The sequence below is a fragment of the Legionella taurinensis genome (assembly GCF_900452865.1).
Classification (GTDB): Bacteria; Pseudomonadota; Gammaproteobacteria; order Legionellales; family Legionellaceae; genus Legionella_C; species Legionella_C taurinensis.
In genome coordinates this window covers 847,628-869,887 of sequence record NZ_UGOZ01000001.1, presented here as the reverse complement: position 1 = coordinate 869,887, position 22,260 = coordinate 847,628, and the positions used below count along the sequence as shown (strand labels likewise).

The window sequence follows — 22,260 nt, the reverse complement described above, 5'->3', positions numbered from 1 at the left end:
TTGCACAATGAAGACGCTGGCTGTTTTTTGCGGCGCAAGCCCGGGTCACTCCGCAGTGTATGCCGAACAGGCGAAGGCGCTGGCGGATGCTCTGTCGGATAAAAACATCACCTTAATTTATGGGGGTGCAACCGTTGGCCTGATGGGTATTCTGGCCAACCGCCTTCTGAGCCAGGGAGGAAAAGTCATCGGAGTCATTCCTCAATCCCTGGTGGAAGTCGACATTGCCCATGAGCGCTTAACCGAACTTCACATCGTCCATTCCATGGCCGAAAGGAAACAAGTAATCGCCAGTCTGGCCGAGGGTTTTCTGATGCTGCCCGGCGGCGCCGGTTCACTGGATGAGTTTTTTGAAATGGTCGTTTCAGCACAGCTCGGCCACCATCAAAAACCCTGTGGCTTATTGAATACCGCCGGTTATTATGATTTGCTTATTCAGTTCATGGATCACGCGGTCACTGAAGGGTTTTTTAACAGCCGCTGCCGTCAAGGGATTCTTGTTGGTCAGTCGCCTCTGGATTTACTGGACAGGTTCATGCATTATCAATCCTCTGCGAGCCCGCGGTGGATGAAAGAACCGGCCTGACAAGCAGAATTAATATTTCATAATCTAAAACTGCTACGATAAAGTAGTTTGTGTAACGAGTTGTATTTATGATTACCGTCAACATCTGGCTTTCGACCACCCAATTATTCAACAAGCGTATCACCCACAGGTATTTTGGGCCTTTACTGGCTTCCCAGGATAACAATGAACACATCGGGCATGTCAACATTCAGCTTGAAATCACTGAGAACTCAATGCATTTTGCTTATTCTCAAACGGCTCTGGAGCCCCTTAAAGGCAAAGCCACCTTAAAAACCATTGCCGTGCCGGTGGATGAAAAAAAAGAGAGCCACGCGTCCCATAAACCCCAATGGGTGCGCTGCAATAGCTTTACCTTAAGCTTCTGGCCTGAAGATCGCCCCAAATTATTAAAAGAAGCCGCACACCTGTTTTTCAAACTCACCGACAGCAAACCCCGGGTTAAAGGGGTTAAACCGGAATTTAAAACCCATGCTGAGGATATGCTGCTTGAAGAGACCGCGCCTCAACCCGTCACTATCAAACATCCTACATTACACTACCGAAAGGACAACGCGATCAGCCTGCAACTACAGAAATTAAAGCGGGAGCTGATCGAATTCGCCGACCTGCATGCCATGCTCCCACTCAGCCAGTTCAAACTGGAAGAAAACCGTGAGCAACAAAAAAAGCTGCTTCAGCAAAAGCAGGCCCTGGATCTTAGTCATACACAGAAGATGCAGCAACTGCAGTATGAGTTGCAAAAAAACCGAAAAGCGCAACAAAAGACTCAGACGCAATTAACCAGGAAAAAAACCGTCCATCGTTATCTGTCCAGACTTGAACAGCGGGATGACCAATCCAATGCGCAATTTCTGGCATTAACCAAGGAAATCAATAAACTGACCAAGCAACAGCAACGGCTTGTCCATGAAGAAGAAGGGCTGCTGCGCACTCAGAAAAAGCTGGAGAAGCATTACCACCGCGATAACCAAAGTCTTGATGAGCAATTGGTGCAACGTCAGCAGGAAGAGCAGGAGTGGAGAGGCCAGCTTGACGGCGCTACCCTGCGCCTCAACGGCCGCGATGAGGAAGAGATGAAAATCCTGCGCGCCCAATACATTGACCTCAGCCTGCGCGAAAATGCATTCCTAGCCGCCGAATCGCAGGTTACCACCGGCCGCCACCCGGACATGACCCTTTATTTACCTGCAGCAGATTCAGTCACCATTGGCCTTGATGAAAAGAAAATCATGCAGGCTATGGCAGAGGAAAAAGACCAAACGTACTCGTTCATTGTCAATAATTGCGCAAGCAGCGTCAAACGCTGTTTACTGGCCGGCATTGATAACGCGTTAAAAAAGCAATTGCAGGACCAGGGACTTGAACCTGACTTTTTCAAGGTGAAAAAAATTGAAACCTGTCAAAGCCTTAAAAAATGGACAAAAACCCTGGAACATCACCTCATCATGCTCAATGCCGCAGCGCATCGCTCTGAGACCACCCCTTCTATGAACCTGTAAATTCCATGGATTTGCCCAGGCATCAGACTTAGGCAAATCCGACTTTAAAGGTTTTTTAAATCCTGTCGAAATAAGGTTATCAAGAAAAAGAAAAGTGACTCCACCATGTCCATTCTTAACTCGGATGTTTTGAAAAGCCATGTGAACCGGTATTCGCTGCTTGGCTTGCTGATTTCGATAGGAAGTATTTTAACCGCGACACTGATTGTTGCGTACCAAATCACAGGCAGCATCACCCTCGAGAGCATTGTCTTAGCCCAGACCACCAATCCAGCCATTTGGGCCCTTGATCTCACCCCCTTTATGTTTGCTTACTGGGGGCAATCATTCTGCTATGGCCTTGTGCACAAGGCTGAAACCATCCTTCGTGATAAAACCCGCGAATTAACCAGCAAAAAAGACGATCTTGAAATCAAGCTCAAGTACGAAAGCACCCATGACAGCCTGACTAACCTGCCAAACTACAAGCTGTTTGTGGAAAGGATAAAACAGGCCATCACTCAAATTGAACAGGAAAACCAGGAAAGCAGAGTAGCCGTTTTTGTCTTAAGCATCAGTGACTTCAAAGAGATTAGCTACAGTTTTGGTACGTTTCATTCCAACAGTTTTCTTAAGCAGTTTGCCGAAAAATTAAAAAGCCTGCTGATTGAACCCTTCATGCTCGAAGCCTACATGGGCATGAATGTGATCGCCCGGTTAAGGAATGATGAATTTGCCATTCTCCTGCCGCGTTTAAGCCCCCATCAAGACATCGATGAGCTGCTGCATCGGATTCAGCAATACACCTCCGTCAATTTCATGATTGAAGGCATTAACATGAACATCATGACCACCATCGGCGCCGCCCTTTACCCTACCCACGGCACCAAGGCCGAAACGCTGATGATGCATGCCACCGACAGCATTTATTTTGCTAAAAAAGAAGGCAAGCCTTATGCGATTTATCACAAAGACATTCAGGAAAGAACCACCATCAATCGCGAAATGCTGGATGAATTTGAACAAATCATGGATGCTGAACAGGCTGTCATCCAACTCCAGCCTCACTATGAACTGGCCACGGGAAAAATAGTGGGCGTCGAAGGCTCAGTCAAACTGGATTTGGCCGATTGGGAAATTTTAAATGAAGAAAAGCTCTTCCAATTAATGAACGATACCCGCTATGCTAAAAAAGTCACCTTTTTCTCGTTAAAAACATTGATCAAACAATTATCCCTCTGGCACAAAGAAGGCCATATGATCTACGGCGAAGTCGATTTGTCGATCATGGACATTGGCGATCCGGAACTGGTGACTACGATTAAGGATTTGCTGACTGCCCACCAGCTTGACGGAAAATACCTGAAATTGGCCTTGACCGAAAAGGCGTGCCTGAGTGATCAGGCCCGTGCATTGCACACCCTGATGCCGCTGACGCAGATGGGCATTCAAATTGCCATTAAGGATTTTTCCACTGGCTACACCTCCTTTGTTTACCTGACCAATTTCCCCGTACGCGAAGTCAAAATTGATCGCTCCTTTGTGATAAAAATGGCCCAGGATGAAAAGAAAACGCGCATCGTTCATACCATCATTCAGATGGCCGCGGCCCTTGAATTGAGTGTCATGGCCTGTGGCATTCCCGATGAAGCGACGGTTGAGAAATTAATCAGCGTCGGCTGCCGCTACGGTCAGGGCGGGTATTTTGGATCACCGGCCAGTGTGGAAGAAATCACTGAAAAATTAAACAAAAAGTAACATTTAACTCTAGACTTAAGATAAGCCATTATTCAGGGAGAACTCGATGGATTATAAACAATTAACGGATGACAACGGGCAAATCTATTACGAAGTCAAAACGACGGACTTCGCCCTGATAACCAACCCCATTCTGAATAAAGGCTCCGGTTTCAGCAACCAGGAACGGGTGGATTTTAAATTATTCGGCCTGTTGCCCCCTGAGGAAAGTAACCTCGCCCAGCAGCGCGCCCGTTCCTATGAAGCCTTTAAAAGCAAAAGCAGTGAATTGGAAAAATACATCTACATGCGTGATCTTCAGGACTCGAACGAAACACTGTTTTATAGTTTACTTTGTGAACACATCACTGAAATCATGCCCATTGTCTACACGCCGGTCGTGGGCTCCGCCTGTCAACGATTCAGTCATATTTATCGTCGCCCGCGCGGCTTGTTCATTTCCTACCCCTACCGCGACAAAATCGACATGATTCTTGCCAACCCTCGCTTTGATAATGTCAAAGCCATCGTGGTCTCTGATGGCGAACGCATCCTGGGTCTTGGGGATCAGGGCGCAGGCGGAATGGGCATTCCCATTGGCAAGCTGGCCCTGTATTGCGCCTGCGCAGGCATTCATCCTGCGTCCACCTTGCCAGTGTTGCTGGATACCGGAACAAACAACAGCGATTTGCTGCAGGATCCCCTGTACATGGGCTGGCGGCATGAACGGGTTCGTGATCAGGAATACGATGACTTTGTTGATCGTTTTGTTCAGGCCTTGAAAAAACGCTTTCCCCATATTCTTCTGCAATGGGAGGATTTTGCCCTGCAAAACGCGACCCGTTTGCTCAATACCTACCGCGATCAGCTGTGCACCTTCAATGACGACATTCAAGGAACAGCCGCCGTCGCCACAGGCACCTTGTTTGCTGCCGTTCAGGTGACCGGTATCCGCTTAAGTGAACAACGCATTGTCATTGTCGGCGCCGGATCTGCCGGTTGCGGTATTGCCGAACTGATTGTGCATGCCATGGTCGAAGACGGCATTTCGGAAGCACAGGCGCGTTCGCAGATTTACATGATTGATCGAAACGGGTTGCTGCTCGAGGGCATGACCGGCCTCCTTCCCTTCCAACAGCAACTGTTAAAACCCCGCGCCGCCATTTCAGGCTGGCAATGCGAAAACAATGCGGAAATCAGCCTGAAAGACGTGATTCGCAACTTGCATCCCAATGCTCTGCTGGGGGTTTCCGGCCAGCCCAATCTCTTTACTGAAGAGTTGATTCGGGAAATGGCCGCTCACGTGGAGCGTCCGATTATTATGCCGCTCTCCAACCCGATTTCACGCAGTGAAGCGATTCCTCAGGATTTAATCCAATGGACTGACGATCGCGCCGTGATTGGTACAGGCAGTCCTTTTGGCGTCATCAAACGCCGCGGCCAGGATTTCCGTATTGATCAGACCAACAATGTCTATATTTTCCCAGGCATGGGGCTTGGTTTGATTGCCGTTCAGGCAAGACGGGTCACGGACAAAATGTTCATGGCCGCCGCCAAAGCCTTAGCCAGCTGCTCGCCAGCCCTGCAAAACCCAAATGCCAATCTGCTGCCCCCGCTTGACGACGTGCGGGAAGTGTCATACCGGGTGGCTCTGGCAGTGGCTAAAGAGGCAGTTAAAAGTGAACTGGCGGATTATAAAACCGAGGCTGACATTGAAAAATGCATTCGCGCTCACATCTGGGAACCGCTGTATGTCCCCTACCGCAAGCCCTATTAAACCCTAGCGCGATGCAATCGCGCGCAGGGTATTCTGGCGAAGCAGATCGGCAAAATCATCGGCCGTCAGGGGTTCGGCAAAATAATAGCCTTGCCCCTGATCACAGCCGAGATCTTTAAGCAGTTGCAATTGTTCCTTGTTTTCGACCCCTTCGGCAATCACTTTCAACTTCAACCCATGCCCCATGGCAATAATCGCCTCGACGATGGACGCATCATTGCTGTCCTTGGTGCAATCACGAACAAAGCATTGGTCAATCTTAAGCTTGTTTACCGGGAATTTTTTCAGGTAATTCAAGCTGGAATACCCGGTACCAAAATCATCAATGACAAAATCAATACCAATGGAATCCAGTTTCAGTAACAGGGAAATGATTTTCTTGGTGTTGTCCATGAGCGTGCTCTCAGTCAATTCGATTTCGAGATAACCCGGGTCCATTCTGGATTGTTTAAGGATATCCTCCAGCGTATCGATAAACCCCTCGCGCTTGACCTGCACGCCGGACACGTTCACGGCGATGCGGATAGGTGGCAGCCCCATTTTTTGCCAGGCGGCATTCTGCAGGCAGGCCGTCCTAATCCCCCATTCGCCCAGGGGAACAATTAATCCGCATTCTTCGGCGGCAATAATAAAATCATTGGGTAACAGGAGGCCGAAATCGGGGTGCTGCCAGCGCATCAGGGCCTCCACGGCACAGATTTCGCCGGTTTCAATATGGATAATCGGTTGATAAAGCATGAAAAATTCTTTGTTTTTTATTGCATTGCGAATCTGGCTTTGAATTTCGAGTTTCTTCTGCGATTGGTAATTGATTTCTTCATCGTACAACTGGTAATTATTTCTCCCCTGACGCTTGGCAAAGTACATGGCCATGTCCGCGTTTTTCAGCAGTGTCGTGGCATCCTTGCCGTGATGAGGGTAAGTGCTGATGCCAATGCTCGTGGTGACAACGATGTCATGGCCACTGAGTTTAATCGGCTGCGTCACTTTATTGAGAATATGATCAGCAAGCACGGTGATGTCTTCCCTGCGGCTGTTCATGAACAAGATTACAAATTCATCGCCGCCAAAGCGGGATACTGTATCGCTTTTACGCACACACTCCTTTAAACGGGCAGCAACCTCCTGCAACAATTGATCGCCGGCATTATGACCCAGTGAGTCATTGATGATTTTAAAATTATCCACATCAAGGAATAACAGTGTTAAATGATTTTGAAAACGTTGCGCGTAAACAATCCCCTGCTCGATGCGATCATAGAGCAGCGTGCGGTTCGGGAGGCTAGTCAGGAGGTCATGGTTAGCCTGATAGGCCAGTTGATGCTCCATCTGTTTTCGCTCACTGATGTCACGATACTGCCAGATATGCCCGGCCTTGCCCTTGTCCGCGCCATGCGGCTTGACATAGAGCTCAAAAAATTTACCGTCCTTGCAGGTCAACTCATCGATCCACTCATGCGCTGACTGCTCATGTAAATGCTGCATTTTTCGGGCATAGGAGTCCGGGTTTTCCAGTTTGGATAAAATATGCTGGCTGATATCCTGGTAAGTGTAACCCGTGATGACGTCCTGAGGGATTTCCCACATGTCCAGAAAAGTCTGGTTAAAATACTCAATATGGCCATGATTATCGACCACCAGCACACCAAATTCGCTCGATTCAAGGCTGGCACGCAGGATATCAAAGGATTTTTCCAGTGCATTAGTACGCTCCGCCACCTTTTTTTCCAGAAGCTGGTTATTAAAACCCAAATCAATGTTGGTTAAACGCAATTCCAGCGAGGACACCACCAGTGAATTCAAGTAGTGAGAGGACCCAAGCATCACGAAAATATAAAGAAACACGCAATAGCCGAGAAGAATATTATCCCCGCCCTGGGCAAAAAGCCAAAACGCATAAGGTAGAACAGCCGGTAACAGGAAAGCAATGTACACGGAGCGAATGGGGGAATAATACGAACTGGCCGAGGCCGTAATACCCAACAGCACGATCACCACGAAATTCTGTTGAAACACACTGTCAACCGGAATGAAAACGCCGGCGGCAAATCCCCAGCCAAGGCTTGAAATCAATACCCCAATCACAAACAGAGTAAGCCAGGCTTTCTGGCTCCGTGCTTCGTAATGGTGCCGGTAACGCCAGACAATGTAACCCCGCCAGGTGGCCGATGCAATGAACATGTAAAGCAGCCAACCGATCAACACCCGTTGGTCAAAGACAGTCCATAAAGCAACACAAATGGAGGTAACCGCCAGGCATTCTCCGAACAAGGCCACGGGGATTTGATCATAAAGCAACTTGACCTGCGCTCTCAGAATATTTCTTGACACGATAGACTGACCTTCCGCACGCATGCCAGATGATTAAACGCTGCTCTTTTCTCCATAACGTCCTGTCGAGTTGCCGGTAATAAACCCTTTTATTCTTATTAGTATAGACACTGGCCAGCCTTGTTTTGAAACTTTTTACGCACCCCAAGGCTGTAAAGCCCAGTAAGTCTTTCTATACTAGTAGTAAAGAAATCAGGATGATTTTCTCTATGATTAAAGAATTAGAACAAGCACTTAGCCAAGCCCTTTACGGAAAAGAAGAGGTGATTCGGTTGGGGATAAGCTGCCTGCTTGCCAATGGGCATTTGCTTCTTGAAGACATACCGGGCATGGGCAAAACCACATTCAGCCATGCCCTGGCCCACTTTACCGGCATGCAATACCGCCGCATTCAGTTTACCAGCGACCTGTTGCCCAGTGATTTAATCGGTGTGTCCATTTTTGACGCAACGACGCAGCAGTTTCGCTTCCATGCCGGCCCGATTTTTTCACAGCTCATCCTTGCCGATGAAGTGAATCGTGCAACGCCACGAACCCAGAGCGCTCTGCTTGAAGCCATGGAGGAACGCCAGGTAACCACAGAAAATGGCACGCACCCCCTGCCGGAACCTTTTTTTGTGATTGCCACCCAAAATCCATCCCATCAGACCGGGACCTATTTTCTGCCGGAATCCCAGCTGGATCGTTTCCTGATGTGCTTAAGCATCGGCTACCCTCCTCCTGAGGCCGAACGGCAACTGCTGAAACTGCCAGAAAATGGTAAAATTTTTGAACAGCCGCCAGTCAGTAGCATTGAACAGCTTCTGACCTGGCAGCAACAAAGCCTTCAAGTACACGTCGCCGACACCGTGTTGGACTACATCCAGAACATTCTGGCCGCCAGCCGCCATCAGGGCTGGTTTAATCATGGTTTAAGCCCGCGAGCGGGCATGGCGCTTGTACGGGCGGCTAAAGCCTATGCCCGAACCGAGGAGCGCGATTTTGTCCGCCCGGACGATGTGCAGGCGGTGATGCCCGCGGTAGTCAATCATCGACTGGTGATTAAACAAGCCCATATCCAGCATTCTCCAGCCGAGATGTTACTTAATCACGTTGAGGTTCCGCTTTGAACACGCTCCTGACCGATCGCATCAAACACTATTGGTTTCAATGGGCAAAACGGCGCAATGCCCCAGGCGAGCCGCAACGATTGGAAAACGCCAACCTCTACATTCTACCCTCTGGTTTTGGCTGGGCCTATGGGGCCGTGTTGTTGACCTTGTTTCTTTGCGCCATCAATTACCAAATCAGTGTCATTTTTTTATTTACGTTTTTTTTAGCGATTATCGGCATGATCAGTGCCTGGGCCACCCATGCCAACCTCAAAGGATTGACCATTACCAGCACAGAGATTATGGATGTACCCAGAGGCTCACCCGTGGCCGTGCGGCTCTTTGTTAAAAGCGTTCATGGACAGCGCTTCAGTTTACACTTCGGCCCACCTCATAAGACACCCCAACCCATCGATTGCCTGCCGGAAGAAGGGAAGGAATTAACGCTTTATCTGCCGAGCGAAAGGCGCGGTTGTTTTACGCTGCCGCCCATCCAATTTTATAGTGTTTTCCCCTTTGGTCTCTTTCGAACCTGGGGCTATGTTTTTTTTGACAAAACCTATTCTGTTTACCCCGAGCCCGTGTCGCCCGGTTTCTGGCCGAAAGCCGTCTCAAGCGAGGAAGGCAGTAATAAAATAAGCCAGGCAGGCATTGAGGATCTGGAAAATTTAAGGCCGGTGAGTAATCCCTGGGTTCAGGTTAATCGTATCGCCTGGAAAATTGCCGCTCGAGGTCAGGGTTGGTATCTCAAAACGATGAGCAATCCGGAAGGCCGCTTTTGGTTATTTAAACTCGATGACCTGCCAGCCATGGACATTGAACAGAAATTACAGCATGTCAGTTATTGGCTGATTGAGGCCGAGCAGCGGGGGTTGGTGTATGGGCTTGAATTAAGGGGGATTCGCACCGCCTTCTCTCAGGGTGCTAATCATTTAAAGCAGTGTTTACGCCAATTGGCAGCTTACTGATGAAGTTAACCACGCACACACCCGCGCTGCGTCTGGCGCTTCTGGTGATGATGTTCTCTTATTTACCGCATGGAATGAACATGCCGGTATTGTTGTCGCTGATGATCTTAAGCGCAATCGGCTACCGCCTGCTGGTGAGCTATTATCCGGTGCCATTGCCGTCAAGCGGAATAAGACTCGGTTTGATTGCGCTGTGCCTTGCCTTGTTATTCTGGCAATACGGTACCGTGTGGTCAGGGCAATTTTTTATTGGCTTCTTACTGCTTTTTGTGGCCTTAAAGAGTCTGGAACTGCAAAACCTGCGCGATTTACGCGTCATCATTCTCTGTAACTTCTATTTAATCCTGACGAACCTCATCGTTTACCAGGAGTTATGGATTTTTATTTACCTTCTTCTTGCTGTGTTTGCCAATCTGTTGTTGATGCTTAAACTCTTTGCGCCTGAAACACCCTGGTTTTCAGGCGGCAAACTGATTGTCAGGCACATGCTGTTAGCGATTCCGATTACGTTGGTGGTGTTTTATCTTTTTCCGCGATTAACCAATCCCCTCTGGCAAGTGCCTTCTCTGTCACGGGGACAATTGGGATTTAATGAGGAACTGAGCCTTGACAAAATGAATGATCTTTTTAACGATGATTCCATCGTGATGCGGGTGACGTTTAAACCGACTTTCTTGCCGACTCTTTACTGGCGCGGCATTGTGCTCAGTCACTACGATGGCTGGCGATGGACTGCCCTCCAACGCGACAGCACCTATTTTCCACCCCTTGAAAAAATCCCTCAAGGACAAACCGCAGACTACCAGATCCTTCTTGAGCCGCATCAGAAAAAGTGGCTTTTTTATCAGGACTTCCCTTATGCCGCCAACCCCAACCTGCTGTATGCCCCGGGACTGGGGCTGGTGCAGCCAGGCGACCACGAGGTGTATCAACGGTTTGCCTACGCCGTCGTTGAGAAAAGACCTTTTTATCTGCCTATTTCTCCCAGAGACAAGCAATTAAACACGTATTTACCACCTGCCAACAACCCGCGCTTGCGCGCCTTTGCGAAGCAGCAATTCACGGCTGTTCAGGGTGATACGGAAGCTTTTATCAATCAACTGAAGCAGTACATTCACAGCGAACCGTTCTGGTACAGCCTGTCGGTTAACAATCCCAGGCGCTTTAATCAGATGGATTATTTCTGGTTTGAACAGCGCAGGGGGTATTGTGAATATTACGCCAGTTCGGTGGCCTTTATCCTGCGGTCGGTTGGGATCCCTTCCCGAGTAGTGGTGGGTTATCATGGCGGGCAATGGAATCCCATGTCCCACTACCTGACCGTGCGGCAGAATGATGCCCATGCCTGGATTGAATACTGGCAGGAAGGGAAAGGATGGCGGCGCCTGGATCCGACACTCTACATTGCCCCTGAGCGGATTGACCGGGCTATCCGTGACAAACAGGGGAACGCGCTCGCCTCGCAGTGGTCCCAGGAAGGATCGCTCCCCTGGCTTGCACAGACTGGGCTGTTTCTCGAATCCCTGCAATTTTTCTGGGAGCGGTGGCTGCTTTTTTATAATTACGATAACCAGCGTGCATTCTTAAAAGAGCTTGGTCTCAACCATTGGGACGGTCAAACCCTGCTTAAGGTGTCTATCGCTTCTCTGCTCGCTTTTTTATTGATCGGCAGCCTCATTTATCAATGGCAGCAGTACCGGTACCGTGATCCCATGGCGCGTGAATACGCAAGATTAAAAAAGCAACTTAAAGCCCTGGGCATTGATGTCGCCCCACCCGCGACATTACAGGATCAATTGCGGGCGTTGGGGCGGCAGTTGCCAGCCTCACGGATTAAACTCAGCCAGTATTACCGCGAGTATGAATTGCTGCGATTAAAGCCTTTGGCCAACCGAAGCAAACGGTATCAGCAAACACTCTGCTGGTTAAAATCGTTATCGGCTTACCTAAAGCGGGTTAAGAAAAGACCCAGCCGGAGCCCAGGGACGGATCGCTAGAGTCGTCATCCAGGTCGTTGGGGGTTGAAGACTGAAGCACCTTCTGTCTATCGGAAGGAGTAGATCCTTTCCTACCGTCGTCAGGTTGCGTCGAAGGATTTAAAATCACAAAATGGTCTTCTGTTTCCTTTGGGGTTGTTTTTTTATTCCCTTTTTTCTTAAACGCATCGTTGACATTGCTGCCTCTCGGAAGGTGCCCATCCTGGACAGGGTTTTGGGTTGCATCTTTTTCGGTCAGGATCTTTTCCACCCCATCAACCAGGGTATTCAGTAAGCCTTGACCGGCCTGAACGATGGCAGCGCCTAGTGTTAACGTTCCGGCGGCGGCCGTGCCTGTGGTTAGCGACACCCCCATCAAGCCAACGAACTGCACCAGAGGGTAAGCGAGCGCATTGAAAACCGGGGCAGCGGCAGGGCTGGCTGCCATGAGCATAGGCACCACAACCGGCGCGGCAAAGTACAACAGAGACGCATAAGCGGTTAATGAGACAACAGCGCTTAACATACCCAGGGCGGGATGAACACGCCAGGCTGCCTTAAAACTGGTAACAGGAGACGTCACCGTGCGAATCGCAAAATACAAGCCTTTGAACAGTCCCTGCAGGCCAATGGTGCTTAATAACAGGCCGCTACGAAAAAACTGCGTCGCCGGATGGGTCGGGGCCCAGGCTATCAGACTGTTTTTAAGAAAACTGAACGACTCCGATACGCCATTGGCCAATAATTCCGGCAACTTGATCACGTTGATTAAGGGATTAAATATGAAACCCAGTGTGAGGAAGTACACCACTTTACGGAAAGTGCCTTTTTGAGAGGGCCAACCCATAAAATAATGGCCAAAATGCAGGGGGTCACGCTCTTCTTCGATTTTATCCGGCAGGTAGGTGTCAAGCCAGGCTTTCTTCATGAATGCCAAAAAGCGGTTCGTAGCCTGTGATTCATAAGGGGTTTTCTCCAGCGCCTCACTGCTTTCATGAACGGGATTGCGGAGTTTGTCCAGTAAGGCGTCAACCGTCAAACGCTTGCTTTGCATGATGAGGCCTTTTAATGCCAACAGTTGCGCCGCATGGTGATAACCGCAGGAAACCCCGTCATAAAACGATTGGGTGCCTAAGGCGAAATGGACTGCCGGCCTGTTGATGTCCTCCCCATCCGACAGAGTAAAGGACGACGTCGGTCTTGGCGACAAGGAATTCCATAAAGCAGGAAACAGCCGACGCCAGCGGAACTTCTGATCAATCAGTTCATCCGAAAAAAATTTTTCCCGATCGCTTGCCTTAGGATCAAAAAAATGAATATCCCCATTGGGCGGCACATACATGCTAACAATGTGGCGTTCGGTTACGCCGTTGCCGACGACACCGGCGAGAACATGAAAACGGGGCTGTCCAGTTTGGAACTCGGGAATGCGCTGTCTAAGGCCCGTGAGTACACTGCCAATATCCTGTTGATTAGGGATCAAATGGATGGGCGTCAAAATGACGAGAAGCTGGTTGTCATCATCGATTGTTTCTATGCAATATTTGAATGATTGACTCAGGTCATTGCCCGCAGCAACTTGTGTATGAGAGAAATTGTTCTCTAATATACTTTCAGTAGCACCATTACCTAAACCCTTATAACCTGCCATGACCAATACCCGCAACACACTTTAGGCGTTTAGAATAACAAAGACAGATTAAGGAAGAATTAATAGCCAGTGATTGATTAAAAATAAAGTGGATGACTGCAGCGCATGATTCGACCCTCCCGACAGCACCATTGGCGTCGCTTCGCCCTCTCCTGAGAGGGCGGTGAGTCGACGTGAGGGATTACAGCAGGCAGTCTTACCTAACGCGGGGGGTATTTATCCGCCGTGGGAGTTGCCGCGATAAAATCAATGTCATGTGCCAGGGGTCTGCGATTGGCGCGAAAATAGGTGATGGGTGAATGCGCCAACAAATCAGACAACTTCGCCATGTAAATGCAGGCAAAACGATCCACCTGATAGGCAAAATAACTTTCCTCAGCACCGGCTCGGAAAACCCGATCCCATTTCGGATTGTAATACTGATGCTGCTCCTGCAGAAGTTTCGCCAACTCCGCATCAATGGCGGTTAATTTTTTCTGTAATTCATTGATGTCCTCATCAAAGGCGTTGGAGTGCTCATCGATGCGTTGGGTACAGAGTTCCACATACTGCTGCTCCAGTGTTTTTTTAACATTCATGGCTTCACCGATTTTCAGCGTGGTCGGCAAGGCTTTAGCCTGGGCCTCAATTTCATCGCCCAATTCTTCGACTACCAACGCCGTGCGCCAGTTACAATCTTTCTTTAAACGGACAATGTCGCCATAAATATGGTCACCGATGTAAAGAATTTCATCACCCTTCAAGTTAAGATCATGAGTGAATTTATTGGCACAGCCGCCTTGATAAATCCCAGGAACAATTGGCCCGTTCAAATTGGTCATGCTGCCATCCGCCGCATTAATGTGTAAAAAGCGCAGATTGTCATAAAAAAACCGCGGTTTATTCGCCAGAGTAATCACAAACTCAAACAAACTGGTCCAGTCTTTCCCCTCGTCAAGAAAGGGGTTAATGGCATAATCGAGCATCAGTTTGGTATAAAAATAATCGGAATTGGTCAGTACAAAAATCTTTTTACCATGGCGGATATACCATTGAAGCCCCTCCACCACATCCTTATCCTTGATGACATACTCATTGAGGTTCTCACTGATCGCTTTTTTAAGGCTGCCATCGGCATGCGCCATGTCGACGTATTTCAGCACGTCCATGGCAATGTCGTGATAGCTTGGCAACTGATTGGGGTATTCGTCTTTGTAATCCACCAGCTGGCTGTACAACACAGCGAAAGCAATCGAGAAGGAGGTATCAATGGCCTTGTAATTGGCATCGCTTAAATCCACATAGATACTGCGGTAAATCTCCTGCTGCTCAACGTAGCTGATGGGGCGCGTGCCATGATAACTCTGACGAATGGCCGCATACCGGCTCAGTTTAAGCAGGTTGCCATTTTTGCTGTCAATCACCAAACCTCGAATGGCGTCATCGAAATTAAACTGAAAGCTTCGGATAGCGGCAGGATAATTGTTGTGGCTGATTAATTTTTCCACAACCAGCGTGTAAACCAGCGTTTCAAGTTTTTTGGTGTTGTAGCGGAGCAAGGTATGGTCCATATCCAGACCAATGTACTTGATTTTCTTCATATTCAAAATGCGGTTTACAAACACTTTTTGATTCATCAGCTTTCCTCAACCTCCCGTTTATCCGGGGTATTAGTCATGAATGGACAAAGACTGGGCAACGTCAACAAGGCTTCCTTTTCCTGGCGCGACAGCGTCTTGATAAATCGCTCAAGCTTTAAGGCGGCGGACTTATCAAAGACTTGCCAATGGGCAGCAATTTCGACTGGTTTAAAACTGCGGGTGTACTTGCATTTTCCTGCCAGATGGGCCTGGTAGCGACGCTCGAGATTAGTCGTGTAGCCCGTATATAGACTGCCATTTTCACAGCGAAGCATATACACCGTATACGCCGTCATCTACCTCATCCTGTCTTCTCCTGTTTTCTCGGGCTTAGGTTACACCAAAGCCTTTTAGAATTCATCTTTTATCGCCTTCCTCGCCAGTGGCGAGGGTAAAAAAATCGATCACCGCCTGATTCCACTCCCCTGGCTTTTCAAGATTCGCCAAATGACCGGCTTCTTCAATAACCACAAGCCGGCTCTGTTTGGTGATGGCCTGCATGGCCCGGCTTTGCTCTGGAGCAATTAACGCATCCTCCTCACCGGTTATAAACAAAACCGGTACGTCCGTTTCGGCCAAAAGCGAGGTGGCATCCTCTCGCATGGCCATGCCTCTTAACGCTGAGGCCATGGCCGCGGGGGATTGTGCCGACAAGACATGATGGAGCCAGGTTCGCAACGCCGTCGAGGCGTGAGCGGACAATGCCTTAGGCAAAAATCCCTCGATGAAAGCCTTGTTTCCATGCTGCAGGATGTCCTGAGCGGCCTGTTCCCTTTTTTCCTGCATGGATACGGTGTCTGCAACGGACTGCGTGTCCGATAAAATTAAACCGGCTGTCTTGAGCGGGTATTTTTTCAAAAAAGCCAAGGCCACATATCCTCCCATGGATTCCCCGGCAACAATGGCTTTTTTAATCCGCAGGTGCTGAAGAAGCAAGGCCACCTCATCGGCATAGTCACTCATACTGACTGCTTCGCCACTGACGGATTGGGATTGGCCAAACCCCCACAAATCAAGGCTGATAACACGAAACTGACTGGCTAAGGTTTGTTGTGGGACCCATAAGCGTTTATCTGTGGGGAATGCATGGATAAATACCAGAGCCGGCCCTTTCCCTGTGTCGGTATATGCGATTGGAGGCGACGAAGCCCGCGCCGTCAGCTCGCCAAAAAAACAAATAAAATCAATACCAAGGCTAAACGCCGAACCACGCTTTCCATGAGGTGAATCTCCTTGTGAAAGAATCCTATCATAGCGGTTTTTCGATACAGAACAATGGGACAAAAGACGCAGAAACTACTTCTCTTAATAATCTGTTAATAATCAGCTAAGCAAACTGTGGTATTTTATGTACATGTGTGAGCGAATTTGGAACAGCAGACAATGCCATTAACTGAACAGCAGGCTCTGGAGTTGCAGCAAGCCATAGCCAATATTCAATTTGAAAAGAAAATAAAATGGGCGCAGCTTCGCTGGATCAGTTTGATGGCACCCAGCGTCAATCCCGTATCGCCCCCCTCCTCCAACGACTTAAACAAAAACCTTGAGGCATTGGCTGAGCTTCAGCACCGCCTCATTGGCGTACGTCAAGCGCATCTGAATACTAAATCCGTTAAAATCAAGTTTGATGAAGGCTCAGCATTCGGCAAAAAAACCATCCGTGTTTTCGATCCCACCCGCCAAAAGAATTTTAACAGTGATGTGTCTGATATTTTTGCCCGGGGCATTGATTCGGCCAATGCGGTGATTGAAATATTAAAACATGCTTTTCCGCTTAAGCTTCGGGAAAGCCAGGGCGCCCTGCAATCATTGACGGAGCATCCCAATCAAAAGGCGATAGCCGCTCTGATGAAGCTACTTTTCCACTTCAAAAATCAAATGGCCAATCATGAAGCTAATTTAGTCGGTCAAAAACAGATTGCTGCTGCCATGAAAGAATTAAAGCAGTTTAATGCCGCCTTGGCTTCGCTGCTTGTGGAATACAATGTGGTTAAGAAACGCAGCCATGCTGAAAAAGCGATTGGCCTCGTACGAGACTTTGTCTGGAAACGGGATCTTTGCATTGCGCACTGCAGCATAGAAAGAAAAACGCCCGGTTCGTCTCATACCATGCTACGCTATGCCGAACCGATGACTTTTGGTCCTTCGGAATTCCGCTTAAAGAAGAGCGACAGCCGATTGGATTTATGGCAGACAAAAGAACGGATGTGGCTTCACGATTTTGCCGAGAAACTGGGTTTGAACCAAGACAGCATGAACGACAGCTGGTTTCAAAAATTCCTGGATGCCAACAAGGAACAGCTTGCTTCCCTGTCTTCCACACCCATGACGCGTTTTACCCCCAATCCAGCCAATGCCTTTGATTGCACCGACTTTATTGTCGATGACACCAATCGCCTGGTGCACATGGGACATCATGTGCGCATGGCCATTACCGACCCTCTCGAAATAAAAAATCCCATCGAGCGCCAGAAACTGACCGATTTCAATCACCTGCAGCTTTTCAGCAAAGCTCGCCTGGCGCAGGAAATCACCGCCTTTATGGACAGTTGGGGGTGTTTATTCCAGGGTGCTGACAATCGCCCCATCCCTTTAACGATTCTTCACCAGACATTAATCGGCGATGAAGTCACATTATCCCCTGATCAAACCAAAGCCGTCAGCGGTTTTGACGGCAGTGTCATCGATGCGAAACAGGAGGCTAATGAGGCTGTTCGTACCATGTTGTCAAAAAGCCTGGTGCTTTGTGAGCGAAGAAAACCCCATCAGGTTGTGATCCTAAACAAATCGTTACTCAAGCAGACAAACAACGGCATTGAGGTGTACGAGGGCCCATCCGGTAAGCGGGGGAAATTGCTTGCTACCTACCAGTATGACGACTACCAGGTGGTAAAGGTCAGTCTTTTGGAAACCAACAATTGCGTGAACATGTGGCATTCGCGTGCCCGCATTCGCAATAAGGATGTCAATCATGCCCGGCAATTGATTAATAATGCCGTCGAACTCTTTGAAGAGTGCAACAAGCAATTGAATGACCCCAACTTTAGCACGATTATCGATTTCTTAAAATCACGCGATCACTCCCTGATTACTCCTCATAAACACCGCGGCGAGAAAGTGAAGGCGGCAGTCAGACAATTCAGCGCGACCCTGCGGAACAACCCTCTTCCCGGCGATCTCGGTGAGCTTAATCGTGAAACCCTTAATTTAAGCCTGCAAGCCGCTGTCGAATTAAAATGCACCGTGCATGAAACCTGGTTTGGCTCCATGCGCCGCGCGATTTCCAATTTTACCCGCGACGTTCGCGACACCGTTCCGGTGATTGGCCATCTAATCAATTGGACCACGCGATTCGTCTTATGGACGCTTGCCACAGTATTCACTATTCTCGCCCTTCCGCTCAATGCCCCTTCCTACATCAAGCATTTAGCCGACAGGAAAGAAATTTCCAAGGCCAATTACGAAGGGCTGCTGGCGGAAAGCATCGGTGCCTTGATGGGCGGCTGCATGAGCGCCGCCGATCGTGCCGGTGAAATTGACGAACAACGCGCCGCGTTGCGCCGGCAATTTGCCGATACAGGGGTGTTGCTGGGCTATAATGACTCGGCAGAGGACAAACTGGCGTTTTTTAAAAACTATGGCAGTACACGCACCAAACACGATAACGTTGAAATGGCCACTGGCACCGCCGTCACCAATGATGCAGAAACACGCGGCTTCAATCCTTTATTGTACGTGGCGAAATTTCTCGCCGCCATTCACCTGATTTCCCCTGACGCGGTTGATCTCATGACCGTTGGCTTAATGTCATCGCGCGTTGAAACGCCCGAGGAACGAGACGCCAACGAACAGATGTCAGGCTTGAGAAAAACAAGCTATGACGGAAAAATCAGGCTCAGCACTCAGTACCTGGGAGACAAAACAAAATCGGCTTCCCAGGCAAGCGCTGATCCTGAAATGCAGAACAGAGGAGCCGACAGTAGGCAGAGCCATGCAGTCATTCACAGGGGCGAACTGGATGAGAACCCAATCCACGTCATTACCTCCAACTTCAAGAGTTAATCGCCCGCTGCCGTCAAACAACCGGCGATAGCCAAAATCAGTGTTTAAAGTCCATCTCCTGCGTATCCACCGGCGGTGCTGAGGGGGCATATGGACTCTGCGCGTGACCAGGGAAAAAATTCTCTGGATTGGCCGCAAACGGCATGGTTATGGTCTGTATCTGGCACGCTTTATTGTGATAAAAAGCCGCTGTTTCAGCATGAGAACTTATTTTGCCTCTGATTTCATTCACACTTAAATAACTTCTGTTAACCTCCTCTTCCAGTTGAGGAATTTTTTTCTCGTTAAGTTCACTGACCTCCCCTGTTTGATCCTGCCAGGTTTGGGTGTTTTGCCTCATTTTGCTGGTCTTTTCTTCAAGTTGACTCTGGCTCGCATTATTCATTAAGGTAAAAACCAGGACCATAATGAGCAACCCAACCAATGCCAGCGCGGCTGCTCCGCCCGGTATAAACAACAGGGGCAATAAACCGGCAGCGACAGGCAGCGTTGTCAATGGCAGGGCGAAAGGAATGCCTATGCCAAGAGCCGCCGCGAAGAAAGCAACGGTTGAGGCAATCAGCGCACGGCGACGCGCACGATCTCGCCCTGCGATCTGAACACGTAAGTCCTCATTCTCCGCCGCCAATTGCTCGTTTTGCTTCAGCAATTGGGGGTTGGATTGCACAAGACTCTGCAGGCGTTTTCTGGCATTCGCCAATGCCTGCTTCAGGGAGTTGTGAAGCGACTCCGCCTGCTCAAGATTCCTCTTCTCCTGAGTCTCTTTCTTTTTTTCCTGCAGGTAGGCATTCATCGTGCTGGCAATGTGCAACAAAGGCGTTTTCTGCGAACCGAGCCGGCTCAGGTCTGTGTCGTGAAGCAGAACATCAATGCAGTCGCGGTAACTGATTTCAGTAGCTGTCTTTAACAACTCCTCCTTCTTTTGGTCCAGTTTGTTATGGCAGAACAGGATGTCCTTTTCCAGTGCCTTGCGTTTTTTTTCGGATAATTGATTCATTGTGCCTTCGCTGCGTGCTTTTGTTCGCGTTTCCCGGTCAAAACTGCGCTGTTGTCTCTCCTTTTCACGTCGAGGAATGGTGTCTAATTCAGTACTGTTTTTGTCATAGGCTGCTTTTAATTGACTGAGGGTGGTTTTCGCGCTGCACACGTCAAGCTCCGCATTACGGCATTGCCCTTCAAGATGACTACGCCGGGAAGTCAATGCCTGCCAGTCCTCGGAAGGGTGATGGCTCACAACGGCATGACCATGATGATGACTAAGCGGCGTGTGTTCGTGGTGATGGCTAGTCACGGCATGCCCGTGATGATGAGTACCCGTAGGGTGACCATGGCTGTGCTGAATGCTTTCCAGTTGACTTATCTGCCTGTTCAGGTCAAGCAGTTGATTGCTTATTCCCTGATGGTGTAAAGCAAGGGTATCAAGATGACTTTGTTCCTGGATGATTTGTTTGTTTAAGCGGTTGAGCGCCTGAGATAGGGATTCAGCCAATTGCCTGTCTTTCTCAGCCTCACGTTTATCGTGAAGGTCTTCTTTGCTGTCCTCTTCCTCCTGTTGTTTGAAGAAAGCCTGCGTGAGCAATTCCTTACTCTCTGTTTTATCTTTTTCACATTCCGTAGAAAGCAGACCGGCTACCGCCTGAATGACTGACTCTAAAGGCCTGACCTCGAGACAAAGGTTTCGCAATTGCTCATAACCGCATTGATCAATGGCAACCTTTGTTTTTTCCCTGACTAGACGATGAATATCGAGAGTGGCTAACGGCATGGGTTATCTCCTTATTAGAAGGCCCATTTTAGCCGTATTTACTACGCCGTCAACTCAGAAAAGCGGGTGTTTCATGTTTTGGCAACCCGTTTTAAACACTGCCTATCGACTGGCTGAACAAGCGAATAATCCAGTAGAAAAGGATGAGCACCTGCCCTACAAAAAACACAAAACGCACAAGCACAGCCAGAACCCGGGTCGACAGGACATGGACAATGGACTGCAGTACCCTCAAGGTTAACAAAGTGAGCGCCAAGGGATTAATGACAGACAGTTGCTGGGTCATGGCGGCTACAAAGACCACGCCTAAAACCACAGGAAGGTTTTCGTAACAGTTGGCATGGGCGCGGCATAAGCGATTGGCAAAAGGCGACACCTCATCGCCAAACGGAGAAAACGCGTTGGCACGGCGTTGACCGCTTACGGTGAGGCTGACGCGTAATAAGCCAATACTGAACAATAAAATCAACGTCCAGGTGCAATACCCCAATACCAGCAAATAACCTAATTCCATGGCGATCCTGTTTCCTCATCAAATGATTAGCATAACCAAGGAATTGCTGTTTGTCAGCGTTATTTACGCCGGGAAACAAAAGGGTTGTCTTTAATGTAGAAACGCAATTCCTCTTTTGCCCATTCTTTCGCGTAATCCACGCCAATGCGAGGGGTCCTGATAATAGAAAAGGGATCAACTGCAGGATTTTTAGCGACAAAAAAGTTGTCGCTCAACAAGTCATGGGCATTCAACTGCCTGTCGATTCCCATGGCGCGGCAAAGCAGGCCAGGCCCCTGGGTGCGGCTGGCAATGTTGTGAATGGGTTCAAGCGCTCGCAGCAGCACCGCCGTGCCCTGCCCTTCAGGTTCAGTCACCACATTGACACAATGGTACATGCCATAGATGAGGTAAACATAAGCATACCCGGGAGGACCAAACATCACACGCGTGCGCGGCGTGATGCCGCGGGAGGAATGGGCGGCCAAATCCCGTTGACCGAGGTAAGCCTCTACCTCGACGATTTTGCCGACACGTTCTTCATCCCCAACCCGGTGAATGAGGTAGTGGCCCAACAGGGATTGAGCCACCTCCACCGTGTCGCGGTTATAGAAATCACGGGTTAATTTTTCCCACACCATAAGCAATCTGAATTCATTGGGTCGATAAGCCGCAATCGGCTTAAAGCAAGACCTTTTAATCAATCCTATAGTATAGCTGACT

The 22,260-nt window shown here is 49.0% G+C and carries 16 protein-coding genes; 8 read left to right on the top strand and 8 right to left on the bottom strand.

Features of this window, described 5'->3' with window-relative positions; all coding sequences use genetic code 11:
* Window positions 1-7: 7 nt before the first annotated feature.
* The 4 genes from DYE45_RS04075 (at window position 8) to DYE45_RS04060 (ending at window position 5,581) form a co-directional block, all read left to right on the top strand.
* A complete protein-coding gene (locus DYE45_RS04075; protein ID WP_108292455.1) occupies window positions 8-586 on the top strand; it encodes an LOG family protein in 579 nt (192 codons plus the stop codon).
* A gap of 68 nt (window positions 587-654) precedes the next feature.
* Window positions 655-2,088, top strand: a complete 1,434-nt coding sequence (locus tag DYE45_RS04070; RefSeq protein WP_108292457.1) for a hypothetical protein — start codon at window positions 655-657, stop codon at window positions 2,086-2,088.
* A 105-nt stretch (window positions 2,089-2,193) separates the two neighbouring features.
* Window positions 2,194-3,825 carry a bifunctional diguanylate cyclase/phosphodiesterase gene (locus DYE45_RS04065; RefSeq protein ID WP_115300499.1) on the top strand — a complete coding sequence of 544 codons (1,632 nt, stop codon included), beginning with the start codon at window positions 2,194-2,196 and terminating at the stop codon, window positions 3,823-3,825.
* Window positions 3,826-3,871: 46 nt separating this feature from the next.
* Window positions 3,872-5,581 (top strand): NAD-dependent malic enzyme, encoded by a 1,710-nt coding sequence (locus DYE45_RS04060; protein ID WP_108292461.1) that lies wholly within the window; start codon window positions 3,872-3,874, stop codon window positions 5,579-5,581.
* Between the two features lie 3 nt (window positions 5,582-5,584).
* Here the strand turns inward: DYE45_RS04060 and DYE45_RS04055 are convergent, their stop codons facing one another.
* Complete coding sequence (locus tag DYE45_RS04055; protein WP_242602697.1) at window positions 5,585-7,912, bottom strand: putative bifunctional diguanylate cyclase/phosphodiesterase; 2,328 nt, start codon at window positions 7,910-7,912, stop codon at window positions 5,585-5,587.
* Window positions 7,913-8,121: 209 nt separating this feature from the next.
* On the opposite strand from DYE45_RS04055, the gene DYE45_RS04050 reads away from it, so the two are divergent.
* The 3 genes from DYE45_RS04050 to DYE45_RS04040 are packed head-to-tail and all read left to right on the top strand — an operon-like array spanning window position 8,122 to window position 11,968.
* Window positions 8,122-9,021, top strand: a complete 900-nt coding sequence (locus DYE45_RS04050; RefSeq protein ID WP_174703683.1) for an AAA family ATPase — start codon at window positions 8,122-8,124, stop codon at window positions 9,019-9,021.
* Window positions 9,018-9,971: a DUF58 domain-containing protein gene (locus DYE45_RS04045; RefSeq protein WP_115300498.1), complete on the top strand. Its 954-nt coding sequence runs from the start codon at window positions 9,018-9,020 to the stop codon at window positions 9,969-9,971. The genes DYE45_RS04050 and DYE45_RS04045 overlap by 4 nt, the downstream gene beginning before the upstream one ends.
* Window positions 9,971-11,968, top strand: a complete 1,998-nt coding sequence (locus DYE45_RS04040; RefSeq protein ID WP_115300497.1) for a transglutaminase TgpA family protein — start codon at window positions 9,971-9,973, stop codon at window positions 11,966-11,968. The genes DYE45_RS04045 and DYE45_RS04040 overlap by 1 nt, the downstream gene beginning before the upstream one ends.
* Here DYE45_RS04040 and DYE45_RS04035 read toward each other — a convergent pair.
* From DYE45_RS04035 to DYE45_RS04015, 4 genes are all read right to left on the bottom strand, one after another.
* A complete protein-coding gene (locus DYE45_RS04035) occupies window positions 11,928-13,598 on the bottom strand; it encodes a hypothetical protein (protein ID WP_120047373.1) in 1,671 nt (556 codons plus the stop codon). The two genes, DYE45_RS04040 and DYE45_RS04035, sit on opposite strands and share 41 nt — an antisense overlap.
* A gap of 200 nt (window positions 13,599-13,798) precedes the next feature.
* Window positions 13,799-15,214 carry an HAD-IG family 5'-nucleotidase gene (locus DYE45_RS04025; protein ID WP_108294113.1) on the bottom strand — a complete coding sequence of 472 codons (1,416 nt, stop codon included), beginning with the start codon at window positions 15,212-15,214 and terminating at the stop codon, window positions 13,799-13,801.
* On the bottom strand, window positions 15,214-15,513 hold the full coding sequence (locus DYE45_RS04020; RefSeq protein ID WP_108294111.1) for a GIY-YIG nuclease family protein: 300 nt from the start codon (window positions 15,511-15,513) through the stop codon (window positions 15,214-15,216). The genes DYE45_RS04025 and DYE45_RS04020 overlap by 1 nt, the downstream gene beginning before the upstream one ends.
* Before the next feature lie 61 nt (window positions 15,514-15,574).
* Entirely contained in the window at window positions 15,575-16,501 is a 927-nt protein-coding gene (locus tag DYE45_RS04015) for an alpha/beta fold hydrolase (protein WP_160160673.1), read from the bottom strand.
* Between the two features lie 99 nt (window positions 16,502-16,600).
* Between DYE45_RS04015 and DYE45_RS04010 the strand changes: the two genes are divergently transcribed.
* Window positions 16,601-19,279, top strand: a complete 2,679-nt coding sequence (locus tag DYE45_RS04010) for a hypothetical protein (protein ID WP_115300494.1) — start codon at window positions 16,601-16,603, stop codon at window positions 19,277-19,279.
* Between the two features lie 37 nt (window positions 19,280-19,316).
* Here the strand turns inward: DYE45_RS04010 and DYE45_RS04005 are convergent, their stop codons facing one another.
* The 3 genes from DYE45_RS04005 to DYE45_RS03995 form a co-directional block, all read right to left on the bottom strand.
* On the bottom strand, window positions 19,317-21,044 hold the full coding sequence (locus tag DYE45_RS04005; RefSeq protein WP_108294105.1) for a hypothetical protein: 1,728 nt from the start codon (window positions 21,042-21,044) through the stop codon (window positions 19,317-19,319).
* Between the two features lie 91 nt (window positions 21,045-21,135).
* On the bottom strand, window positions 21,136-21,558 hold the full coding sequence (locus DYE45_RS04000) for an MAPEG family protein (protein WP_108294103.1): 423 nt from the start codon (window positions 21,556-21,558) through the stop codon (window positions 21,136-21,138).
* Window positions 21,559-21,617: 59 nt separating this feature from the next.
* Window positions 21,618-22,178, bottom strand: a complete 561-nt coding sequence (locus DYE45_RS03995; RefSeq protein WP_108294101.1) for a DNA-3-methyladenine glycosylase — start codon at window positions 22,176-22,178, stop codon at window positions 21,618-21,620.
* Window positions 22,179-22,260 lie beyond the last annotated feature (82 nt).